The sequence below is a fragment of the Paenibacillus sp. EB106-04-04-XG159 genome (assembly GCF_058791835.1).
In genome coordinates this window covers 73847-84797 of record NZ_JBYTDY010000020.1, presented here as the reverse complement: position 1 = coordinate 84797, position 10951 = coordinate 73847, and the positions used below count along the sequence as shown (strand labels likewise).

General features: G+C 37.6%; 11 protein-coding genes and 2 pseudogenes. 2 read left to right on the top strand and 11 right to left on the bottom strand.

Annotation, left to right across the window (positions count from 1 at the left end):
• Positions 1-98: pseudogene (locus AC3WTP_RS20135) on the bottom strand (DinB family protein); the annotation flags it as partial.
• Positions 99-465: 367 nt separating this feature from the next.
• Here AC3WTP_RS20135 and AC3WTP_RS20130 point away from each other — a divergent pair.
• Positions 466-662: pseudogene (locus tag AC3WTP_RS20130) on the top strand (hypothetical protein); the annotation flags it as partial.
• A 156-nt stretch (positions 663-818) separates the two neighbouring features.
• Here the strand turns inward: AC3WTP_RS20130 and AC3WTP_RS20125 are convergent.
• From AC3WTP_RS20125 to AC3WTP_RS20080, 10 genes are all read right to left on the bottom strand, one after another.
• A complete protein-coding gene (locus tag AC3WTP_RS20125; RefSeq protein WP_492396422.1) occupies positions 819-1694 on the bottom strand; it encodes an aldose 1-epimerase family protein in 876 nt (291 codons plus the stop codon).
• Positions 1695-1879: 185 nt separating this feature from the next.
• A complete protein-coding gene (locus AC3WTP_RS20120) occupies positions 1880-3886 on the bottom strand; it encodes a DUF5054 domain-containing protein (protein ID WP_492396421.1) in 2007 nt (668 codons plus the stop codon).
• Between the two features lie 381 nt (positions 3887-4267).
• Entirely contained in the window at positions 4268-4519 is a 252-nt protein-coding gene (locus tag AC3WTP_RS20115; RefSeq protein ID WP_492396420.1) for a hypothetical protein, read from the bottom strand.
• A 122-nt stretch (positions 4520-4641) separates the two neighbouring features.
• Positions 4642-5223: a histidine phosphatase family protein gene (locus AC3WTP_RS20110; protein ID WP_492396419.1), complete on the bottom strand. Its 582-nt coding sequence runs from the start codon at positions 5221-5223 to the stop codon at positions 4642-4644.
• 295 nt (positions 5224-5518) lie between these two features.
• Positions 5519-6010, bottom strand: coding sequence for a P-loop nucleotide/nucleoside kinase family protein (locus tag AC3WTP_RS20105; protein WP_492396418.1), 492 nt, complete (start codon positions 6008-6010; stop codon positions 5519-5521).
• An 81-nt stretch (positions 6011-6091) separates the two neighbouring features.
• Positions 6092-6523: a hypothetical protein gene (locus AC3WTP_RS20100; protein WP_492396417.1), complete on the bottom strand. Its 432-nt coding sequence runs from the start codon at positions 6521-6523 to the stop codon at positions 6092-6094.
• Between the two features lie 32 nt (positions 6524-6555).
• Positions 6556-7014 carry a J domain-containing protein gene (locus AC3WTP_RS20095; RefSeq protein WP_492396416.1) on the bottom strand — a complete coding sequence of 153 codons (459 nt, stop codon included), beginning with the start codon at positions 7012-7014 and terminating at the stop codon, positions 6556-6558.
• Positions 7015-7149: 135 nt separating this feature from the next.
• Positions 7150-7665, bottom strand: coding sequence for a GNAT family N-acetyltransferase (locus tag AC3WTP_RS20090; RefSeq protein WP_492396415.1), 516 nt, complete (start codon positions 7663-7665; stop codon positions 7150-7152).
• A 565-nt stretch (positions 7666-8230) separates the two neighbouring features.
• A complete protein-coding gene (locus AC3WTP_RS20085) occupies positions 8231-8428 on the bottom strand; it encodes a hypothetical protein (RefSeq protein WP_492396414.1) in 198 nt (65 codons plus the stop codon).
• 270 nt (positions 8429-8698) lie between these two features.
• Positions 8699-9625: an NAD(P)H-dependent flavin oxidoreductase gene (locus AC3WTP_RS20080; RefSeq protein WP_492396426.1), complete on the bottom strand. Its 927-nt coding sequence runs from the start codon at positions 9623-9625 to the stop codon at positions 8699-8701.
• Positions 9626-10233: 608 nt separating this feature from the next.
• Here AC3WTP_RS20080 and AC3WTP_RS20075 point away from each other — a divergent pair.
• Complete coding sequence (locus AC3WTP_RS20075; protein WP_492396413.1) at positions 10234-10779, top strand: DUF7010 family protein; 546 nt, start codon at positions 10234-10236, stop codon at positions 10777-10779.
• Positions 10780-10951: the final 172 nt, after the last annotated feature.

The following is a 10951-nucleotide window of genomic DNA, read 5'->3' as shown; positions in this document are numbered from 1 at the left end:
CCTGTACGAATACGAAGCAGTTCCTCCTCCGGTACGTCCTCACACCACCGGTACCATTCTTCCCTGACCAACCAATTATAACGGAACATAATTTGCATGATATTTCTCCGCTTCTTTCACTATTTAATTTAAGCTTACTATTCTGTCCAACAAATAGCCTAATGTTGAATCGTCCTTCTCGTGATCTATATACTACCACATATTAGAACTATTCTGCCTGTTAGAGCAACGCGGCTGCCGATCTATACTAGCAGCCGCGTTTTAGATTTATTTATCAAACTAAAGTTCTTCGTTAGCTCAAGGGCATCCACGATTTGACGCCTACTTCAATAAAAAAGAGAACAGGCCACCGTGGCAGTCTGCTCCCTAATTATCTTGAATGCTCCTTACTTCGATATAAAGGAGTAATAAAACACCACTTCACTTCGACCGCCTTGATTTTAACGAGCGAAACTGATGAAACTAGCCGGTCATATGGCTATTCGGAAGGCTCGACAGGGCAAGAAAGGCATCGGCAAAAACCAAGCAGACACCTATTATTTTGACGTGGAACAGTGCAAGCGTTGTCCGTTTAAATAGCTACATCCTCGGGTCTGATTGGTATGGAATTACAAGGTGCGATGACGATATTCGCCGTGAACTTAAAGCGGATATTGAAGTTAACAGATTGAAGACATAGGAATAAATTGAATAAAATAGAGCTAAAAAAGAAGACATTCTCCCTAAAAATGGGGTTGAATGTCTTCTTTTTTGAAGTTTATACATACTCCTTAAGAAAAACGTGAGTTCTTCAGTGCCCTGCAGATCCCTTCGGATCGTCAGTTGATTTCTATGGTCAGGGAGCTTGTGAAATTCGTCCCCGGCTCCAGGGTGATAATTCCCTCTTTAGCTTGAAGTTCACCTTCGAAGACGTCCATATCCGCTACTCCTTGCCAAGGCTCGATGCATATGAAGGGAGCGTTCAAAGGCTGCCAGATGCCCAGGTCGGGAAAACCCTTATAGGTGACAACTACGCTTTTGGCGGAGTGCTTGCTTCTAAGCGAAATCTGCCGAGAGTTCACATTACGGAAAATCAATGCGCCTTCGGCGAACATTTCATGGGATAACGGCAGGATGGTCTCTTGTTTCAGAACGGGCTCCGATTTGCCGCTGATCAGCAGGCCGTCCGAATTCAAGAACAACCTTTCAAGGTTTTCCGATTCAGCGAACTCCAGATAGTAATCGCTCAGGCTACCGTTGTCATCAAGCGGACAATTGAACGCAGGGTGGGTTCCGAGCTGGAAGAAGATATCCTGTTCATCGCTATTTTCCACCCGGTAACTAAGTTCCAGTGTGCTTGCATTCAGTTTATATGTAATATATAGGTTGAATTTAAAAGGATAACTGGCCAGGGTTTTCCCATCATAAGAGAGGCGGTAAACCGCGTGGGTGTCGCTTTCTTGGACCAGCGTAAATTCGCTGCGTCTGGCGAATCCGTGATTGCCGATCTTATAGGCTTTGCCATCCACCTTAATCTCTCCGTTCCGGGCCGCACCAATAATGGGAAACAGCACCGGAGAACGGCCTGTCCAATACGTGGCGTCACCGCTCCAGATGTATTCAGCTTCCGGGTCCAGCTTTCTGAAGCTGATCAGTTCCGCCCCAAGGGTATTAATCTCAGCTTCCGCCGAGCTGCTGCGCAAAATTTTATTCATTGTTGTACTCACCTTTCATACTTATAGTCCAGATACCCATATTATATCAAAGTTCTTGAGGGAATTGAGAAAACGACAGCCAATTCATCAGCTGCCGTTTCTCCGTGCTTATTGAGCTATCGTCTCCCGTTAGCGTAATAATCGTTTCCCCTGTGAACAGAGTGCATTATGTTCGCAGGAAATTTTTATCCCAACACTAACTCAAATCGAGCGAAAATATCTTCTTCATACCACATCGTGAAATTAGTTCCCCATGTTGTGTTCAATAGTGTAAACGTAAATTTATTGTTGTCTTGATGGTATTTGTTGTTATAACTTAGATTGTTATTTGTTCCGATTCCCAATAGAGGGGCATCAATAGGTTTAATATTGATTTTTTTATCACTACCATCGTAAATTAACTCTTCAATCATGTGTTGCAACTTATTTCCGTGACCTACCACTTCAAAAGGTGAAATAACGGTATCAATTTTACGAATCTTAGTTAAGTACGGCGAATTCAAACGTGGTGTAATGTCAAAAGAATAAATTTCTGGATAACGAATTGCATCTTTATCCTTTAATAAAAGTGCAATTTCAACTTTATCTCCAAATTGATATTTAACCTTTACAACTCTTGGAGCACCATACTCCTCCACAGCTCTTTGGCTATACTTTAAAGTTGCAATAATCGAATCATTTTCCTTAACTAATTTCACAACATGTGGTGTGAAATTTTCATTCAATTGAATGCGTTTTTGAATTTCCATTCCTGGCTTTAAGAAGTCAATTGCCCACCAATTATGTTGTAAATCACGCAAATAGTTGTAACGTAGGTTATCATAGTCATTTTGCCCAGCAATTGTATAGCTCAGAACCCCGAGTTTGTTGTCCTGATCAAAGTAAAGTATTCCATCCTTTTCTAAGTGGTTAATTGAACCATCGCTAGCAAACATAACTTGATACCCGTTTACCGAAATCAATTCTTCCAAACCACATTCAATACCTTGGTTTTCAAAGATATGATATGGAACTTCGATAAGTTTTTTAATGTTATTTTGATCTTTAGGCTCCAAACAAGCTATTGCACGATCAACGTTCTTGCGTTGTTCTTTCCATGAAGACTCATAAAATTTGTATGAACGATCAGTCCACTCATTATAAGTGAATTGCATTTCGCCAACAGTTGCTTCTTTAACAATTCCATAAGCGTAGGTTAAATCAAGATCGGTTATTTGGTCTAAACTACGCGCTCGTTGGAAGTCTTTCTTTTCATAATTCATATAGTCACTGAAATAGCGTTTGATATCCATTCCCCAAGTATGCTCTGGAACTAACATCGCATAGAAATTAGCATCATCATTTTCTATTTTGTTATCATACATGTAATTAGTTAAAATCCGATAATCACGAATGATTTTCGGATCAGACATCATTCCGTGAATCCATGTGTCCCCAATCTCCTCTGTAATAACTGGCAGTTGGTCACGTACTTCCCAAATTTCATTTGCAAACTGATCCATTGAAGTCATTTCAAGCTCATAGTCTGGATACTCATTCGCCATTTTTGACAAAAAGGCGTTAATTTTCTCTTTTGTTCCTGGACCACTATTATCATGAGTATGCATAAACGCCAGCTTGTTATCCATGCAATCAATTCCGATTACGCCACCATAGTCGTCTGAATAAGAGACAATTATCTCACTTTCGCCATTCTTCCATAGAAATGTATCTGGAACTTCTGGAATTGAGCTCGAGCCATTTACACCAATGTGTAGGAATTTAATTCCTTGACGATATAACTCATCAACAATCCCGATAGTATGTCCTGGGACGTCAGTCATCTTTGCGCTTGTTGTTTTGTATCCATAACGAGCATCTAACTTCTTTGAGATTGAAGTCATGTAATGTAAAGTTTGAGGTGTCATAGTTTCAGATTCAAACGTACACGGGATTGCGTGCCAGCGAATGTAACCTTTCTTTATGGCGTCGTCTAGCTTTTTACAAGCTTCTTCATCCATGTTTTTGAAGTAATATTCAATAATAAAGCTACCTGTTGTCCAAACAAAGTCTTTGCCCTCTTTTCTTAAATCTTCAGCTAAAGTGATTGCGTTTTGAATGTAATCATGGCAATACTTGTGCAAGACATTTTCTGCTAAATCGGTAAAACCAATGTCAAAATGAGTTTTGTTTACCACATAGATTTTTTTCATTACTATATTCACGCCTTTCTTAGTCATAATACGTCGTGTAATAATTGCTTTCAGGCTTTTTTATTGGTATTTCACTTAACATCTCCACATATTGTGGGGTATTCTAAGTAATAATAGGTCATTCCATACGTCTAGTATTTATTTTATACGGACACATCTTTATAATATCCTGACATATTAATGTGTCTACCACCTGTTTCATACGATATAATCTGATAAAACCAAATCAATCGTGAAAAAGTCATTAATACTCTAATTGAATTGTTTAATTAAACTGCCCGTTAGCGAAACGCGGCTGCCGATCTATGCCGGCAGCCGCGTTTTAGTAATTTCATTAAGCTATAGTTCCCGTTAGCGTAATGGATATCATTAGCATACCGTTTATTTGTCAGAATCTCTTTTATTTATTAATACCACTCCAATAACTAAAGGGATAATTAAAAAAAGAAAAACTACAGGTGGGATTTGACTAAACCAACCTCCATATGTTCCATCGATTTCATCCACATTCTGTGACATCTGGGCAAGTGTATATATTACTGCTGCTGTTAAAAATGAGAAACCGATGAGCAAAAATCCAGCAAGTCTATTCACTAAAAATCCTCCTTTCACGGCATAATCAGTTTGCAACATTTAACACTCCAGTTATTGGAAGATTGCGTTAAACTGCCCGTTAGCTTAATTAAGAATGGGAGCAACTGAAATAGCAAATTTCCTTTTTTTGTTCAACTATATTACCCGTTTGTTCAATTAAGTTATTCAGGAGTTACCATCCATAACCTCTCTGTTTTAGTTAATACTCCTTCATCAAATTCCATCTTGTAGATATCAGGTTTTGAAGTCTTTAATAAAAAGTCCAAGTCGAACTGAGGATCAAAGTATCCCATCATCATAGTCATAACGGCTCCATGAGTTCCAATAGCAACTTTCTGCCCCTTATATTCGCTTATAATATTTTTCAAGATAGTTACAACACGATTCTGACAATTTGTAAAAGACTCCCCTCCAGGCAACGAAAAGTCAGGGTCTGAAAACATCTTCTTAACTAATGGATACACTTCCTTATCAGGCATTATTTTATCATTTCCAATAAATACCATTTCTTTCAGATCCTCAATAACAATCATTTCTTTGCCTAAAGATTTGGCTAGTCCCTCTATTGTTAATATTGCCCGACTATATGGACTTGAAAGAAACGTGTCTATACCCTCGTCTTTCAATAATAGAGCTACAAATTGGGCATCTGATCTGCCCTTTAAAGTCAGCCCTCGTATTCTTTCATTCCCTTCCATTTTCGGAGATTCTCCATGCCTGACCATGTATATATATGTTTTCATAAATTACCCCCAAAGACTTCACATAATCACTCTCAACCATTCTGACAGATTTCTATTTACAAAATGTTTTTCAATAATGCTAAGGACATTATCCTTGCCCTGATAATGTTACTATAAGGTGGCTCCAGAATATTATAGAATACAAAATATTTCATAAAGATAAATTTTTACACATTATCTTTACATGTTTTTCTAAGTTCATTTCTACGTTAACCTGCCCGTTAGCACAACACGGCTGCCGATCATGCCGGCAGCCGCGTTTTAGTTATAGATTAAGCTATAGTGTCCCGATAGCTTAATCGTTAGAGAAATCAAGCTCCTCTGATGAAGGTGGCTCAAAAATTGGTATCCATTCTTTAAGTTTCGCTTCTGGTATGAAAAAAGTCCCTTCTGAATGGTTATCATTTCGAGCTTTTAGCCGTTCAAATAACACTTCCTCAGGCACATCAACAAAATGAATTTTAAAGTCAGCCCCTAGAATTTTGGCCCTAGAACGAAACTCGTCTCGTTGACTTCTAACCCAACACCCAAAATCAAGAATTACATCAACCCCAAGAACTAAAGTTCTAACTGCCACATCCCACATTATGGATTCTACTGTTTCATGCCTAGAATCATGCATAGCTTCGTCGGATTCCGTCATGTTATCCCCGAAATCATGCCCAAACAATCTGATATGCCATTCATCGGGAGTAAAGCGAAGTGCGGAGTATTTCGTTTCAAGTTGTCGAGCCAGAGTAGTCTTACCACTACAAGGAAGACCAACCATTAAATGAAGTGTCGCCACGTATTTACACCACCTTATATAAACGGATATTTACAAAATGTTTTGCTTTAATCTGCCCGTTAGCTTAACAGTAAGCTATCATCATTTTTCAAATAACCATTTTAATTCCGTTGCCCCGATGTCTTTTTCAGCTATCACGGGTACTTTCTTCGAATCACCTAATTTTTCAATTCGCAATTGATATGGTTTAAGCAACTCTTTCCAATCATTTGAAGGCGGTGAATTTGAAGCAGCATGACTGAGATAATCAGTAACAATTTGCTTCAATTGTTCATTATCTATTTGACTCGGGTCATATTCAATTCCAACCTTAAATAGTTTCTCATTTGGGTCTGCTGCGAACCCAGTTAATACTATTCCAGATTGTTTATCAATTTGTTTTGTACTTTTTGACAGTCTTTGGCCGACTTCAGGAAAAGTATCCTTACTGCTTTCTCCCTGGCATCCCGCAATAATTGCAACAGACGCAATAATAACCACGAGCACAAATAGATGTAAAGTACGCCGTAGCATATTTAACCTCTCCCCCAAATATTGCAAAATACTTATTTTTGATCCCTTAGTAGCTTTCTATAATTATCCATAAGCTCAATAAACATAGCTGCGTCACCGCCTGCATCTGGGTGATATTTCTTTGCTAGCTCCCGGAATCTCTTTTTAATGGTAGTCTCATCAGCATTAAATGGCAGATCAAGTCTTGAAAGAATAACAGAGTCATAAGTTCCATCTTCACCAATTATTCCGCTTTCTTTATAAAGCTCAGAATAAATCAATGAAAAATACTCATTTATGACGTTCATATATTCTTCATGATTCATCGATGCCAACAAATGCAATGAGTATTTCGCTTTACTGTTACTTGTGTCACTAAGCTCGAAGAAACTGTCCCAAATGAGATTTTTATCAGGCTGATTGATACCGTTAAACCGGATTTTTACTTCAAGCTTCTTAAGTTTTCGCACTTTCCGTTTGATCTCGTCCAGTCGCATCATATTATCAGCCATTGTTCCACCCCACAATGCAAGATTTCCCCTGTATTTAATGTATGATTCGAATAATTCTTAGCACTACGAAAAGAACCCACATTTTATCACTATCCTTTGAAACACCACTATACTAATCTGCTCTATAATTTAGCCCTATTGTTTCCACTCTTCCCGCAAAATAGCGTAGTAATATTCGTCCCACCATTCATTCTCATGAGGTATACATTTCTGAAAATAACCTTCTCGCCTCATTCTGATCTTCTCCATAACCCGATAAGATGGAGTATTTTCTGGTTGACAAGTAGCAATTATGCGGTGCAAATTCATTTCCTCAAATCCATATTTCAATATGCCTGATGCCGCTTCTGAAGCGTATCCTTTGTTGTGAAAGTTGGGATTGAATACCCATCCGATTTCATATGTATGCTCACCAAAATATTTATGAAAAACAATGTGACCAAGTAGTATTCCGTCATCCTTTAATATAACAGGGAAGTTTTGGGCCAGGCTGCCCATGTTTTTCTTTATAAATTCTTTGACTGCCTCTTCGTTATAAATTCCTTCTGGTAGATACTTCATAACACTTTTATTCGAAGTATATTCCAGTACTGCTGACCAATCTTCGTATTCAAAATTCCGAATTATTAATCTATCCGTCGTTACGTACATTCATTTCCCTCCAACCTTCATTTAGGTAAATGTTTTAGCCATATTTCTTTTGAGTATTCTACTGAGAATCCTATCGAAAGGTAAAATTGTTGATCGGAATCTACAAATAATTTATTTGCGCCTTTATTTTAATTAATCAAATCGGAATTAAGTTAACCGCATCAGTTCGGTGACCATGCGGATCTATATGAATTAACCTTATTCGTCCGTCTGATTCAACTCTGAACTCTATCTGTTCTTTGATGTGCAGCGTAGTACATATTAAGATGTTATCTTGTACGGAGAGCGGAACAATTTCGTACTTAAACCAAGCTCCCCAATTCAAACTGGAATGATGGCGCTACTATTTGTAACGTGAGTCACCTGTAAATACTGTAATCATAATCAAGGATTATTACATGGTCTACGGATAAAACATTTAGAAAAATACTCTACACGATTGAAGTGTATATTATAAAGTCCTGTAGCTTAATGAAAAAAGAGCAGCTGCCGCCGGCAAACTGCACCCTGGTTCGTTGCATTATCGTTCCTCGTTAGCTGAATAAAGATTTTCCAATGTTAAGAGTTATCCATGTTTATATTTGCATGATTCACAAACCGTTTGGAACTCATTTAAATCTTTGAACGCACCCGTATGCTTAATCCAATCACATAATTCCTCCGCAGTATCAGTAGGACCACCACGTCCAGCGAAGAAATATTTCCAACACAAGCCGTGAGCTATTACCTTCTTTACGGCTGGACAAAACCATTCATGTTCCATATAAATTCCTCATCTTTCAATTACCCGAGATATTCAGCATAACTGCCCGTTACTTCAATGAAAACGGCAGCTGATCGTTTGACCAGCTGCCTCTATATCATGATTCAACTATCGTGTCCCGTTAGCTTAATTATGAGTCCGAAAGTCCATACATTCATGAAGTACGTCTCGATTCCTTCAATCCTCTAAAATTTTTATTTTGGGGGTAATTATTAATCTTAGCTTGATGGCTATGTGACGCTACCCCAAAAAAAAGTGTAAACTAAAATGTTATTGCTTCATTGCTTTTTGATATTCTACTTTTAGTTTTTCAATGATTTTTTGGACGGGAAGGATCTCCTTGATTTCATCTACTCTTGCACCAGCAAAAACGAGACCATTTTCAACATCACCTTCTAAGGCTTTAACCAAGGAATCGAGCGTACAAAAACGATAGGAGCAATTCTTAAGGCAATTATGGCATTTCGTAATTTTTAGTTTCTCTGATCCACTAATTAAATCAGTGAAATTATTGGTAATTGCTCTTCCTTGTAACCCGACAGTCGTTTCAACTAAAATTGTATCTTCCTTACGAGCATTAACATATTTTTGCTTAAATGAAAGAGGGGCATCACATTCCTCGCTTGCAACAAATCTTGTTCCCATTTGAACACCAGATGCACCCATTCTAAGAGCTTTAGCAATATCATAGCCATTCATAATTCCTCCTGCTGCAATAACTGGGACGGAAACGGCATCGACAATTTCAGGAAGTATGTCAAAAAGAGGCCTATTAGTTCCTAAATGTCCTCCTGCTTCAAAACCTTCAACAACAACAGCAGCAGCTCCAAGTCGTTCAGAAATTTTTGCAAGTTTAGCAGAAGAAACAATTGAGATGACTGGAATTCCAGCTTGTTTCCCCCAAGCATACATGTCTCTTGAAATCCCAGCACCTGATATAATGAAATCAACTTTTTCTTCAAGTGCAGCTTTCATTTTTTCGGCAAAATCATTCATGGCAAACAATACGTTGACTCCGATGTACCCTGTATCCTTTAGGAGACTTCTAGTTTTTCTAATATGTGTACGCATATCTTCAACTGAAATTCCTGTACCAGATATAATTCCAACACCTCCAGCATTTGCTACAGCTGAAGCTAGATTGCTTAATGAAATTCCGACGCCCATTCCACCTTGGAGGATTGGAACTGTAGGCATAATATGCGAGATTTTCAGTTGTGGAAAGTTCAATTAAATTCCTCATTTCATATAACTATTTTGTTTTTATCATATCTAGGATGTCATAATAATTCCTCTTCTAATAGTTACATTCGTCATTGTCACAAAAAAATCAAAAAACCTAAATTATTCTTTCTACACGGCTCCTTTAGGATGGGAGCATATTAATTTACTAGGAAAGTACCATTTTAATTCAGAGAAGATAATCTCATTAGATTCTTTAAGACCATTAAAACTTCCTTAACGTTGTTAAAAACGCGGGAATCATCTAGAAAATGGGCTTATCGTTGTAAATCCGTATTTTCCTGACACTACCCGGGTACCGCCAACAAAACGCGGAAAACGTACACTAAGCAATTCGTTGCATAGAAAAGCGAGACCCTTCTCTACAAGGGGCTCGCTTTTCGTAAATCGCAGCTGAGCAAAGTTAAATTAACGTTCCCCGTTAGTTCAATAAGCACGCTTTCTTTTATTATATAATATCGTCGAATTGTGACATAATTTTTGACTTTGATTCTATTTTTATATGGTAATTTTTATATAAATTTGTTATATTAAGATTTACTATAATTTTCTAGGGGTGTCTTATGAGTAGAACAGTTGAAGAATTACAAAAAGAAATCATATTGGAAGCAAGAAAAGGATTTCCACTTTTACTGTCCGGCGTAATTGTCTTTTTAATTATCACCCTTTTGCCCTTATTTTTTCCTATAGAAGTCGTGTACTTAATTTGGATATTTGGCTTAGGCGCAATTTTTCCTCTTGGAATTTTAATTAGTAAAATTCTTGGTGTTAATTTATTCACTTCTAACAACACTTTAGGAACATTAGGAGGATTAGTTGCAGCTCCCCAAGCTTTTTATATTCCTGTGTTTATTATTGTATATCTGAATATACCTGAATATCTTCCCTTTACTATCGGTTTACTTGCAGGCTCTCACTTTCTGCCTTACATGTGGATTTATAAAAGTAAAGCTTATTTATTTGTTACGTTAGGAACCTGTTTTTCCTCTTTACTCTTAGGTGGATTCCTTGTTGATCAAGCATTCACTCTAGTGCCCTTATCAATATCTATTGTGTACGGTATTGGTGTTCTATTAATTCTTAGAGAACTTAAAACTAGTTTTGATTAATCACCTTTTATTAGGTGATTTTTTTATTTTAAAAAAGAGATCCTATTTCTCAGTATGTGTCAAATGCGACATAAAACCTCCACTTATCTTGTTCAACTAAACTGCCCGTTACTTCAATGAAAACGGCAGCTGATCGGTTGACCGGCTGCCTTTAAACTATCGTTCCCGATAG

Bases quoted from the DNA above. Each gene is read 5' to 3' on its own strand.
- AC3WTP_RS20120 (WP_492396421.1), bottom strand. From the start codon at position 3,886: ATGAAAAAAATCTATGTGGTAAACAAAACTCATTTTGACATTGGTTTT.
- AC3WTP_RS20115 (WP_492396420.1), bottom strand. From the start codon at position 4,519: ATGTTGCAAACTGATTATGCCGTGAAAGGAGGATTTTTAGTGAATAGA.
- AC3WTP_RS20125 (WP_492396422.1), bottom strand. From the start codon at position 1,694: ATGAATAAAATTTTGCGCAGCAGCTCGGCGGAAGCTGAGATTAATACC.
- AC3WTP_RS20085 (WP_492396414.1), bottom strand. From the start codon at position 8,428: ATGGAACATGAATGGTTTTGTCCAGCCGTAAAGAAGGTAATAGCTCAC.
- AC3WTP_RS20110 (WP_492396419.1), bottom strand. From the start codon at position 5,223: ATGAAAACATATATATACATGGTCAGGCATGGAGAATCTCCGAAAATG.
- AC3WTP_RS20075 (WP_492396413.1), top strand. From the start codon at position 10,234: ATGAGTAGAACAGTTGAAGAATTACAAAAAGAAATCATATTGGAAGCA.
- AC3WTP_RS20090 (WP_492396415.1), bottom strand. From the start codon at position 7,665: ATGTACGTAACGACGGATAGATTAATAATTCGGAATTTTGAATACGAA.
- AC3WTP_RS20100 (WP_492396417.1), bottom strand. From the start codon at position 6,523: ATGCTACGGCGTACTTTACATCTATTTGTGCTCGTGGTTATTATTGCG.
- AC3WTP_RS20080 (WP_492396426.1), bottom strand. From the start codon at position 9,625: ATGCCTACAGTTCCAATCCTCCAAGGTGGAATGGGCGTCGGAATTTCA.
- AC3WTP_RS20095 (WP_492396416.1), bottom strand. From the start codon at position 7,014: ATGGCTGATAATATGATGCGACTGGACGAGATCAAACGGAAAGTGCGA.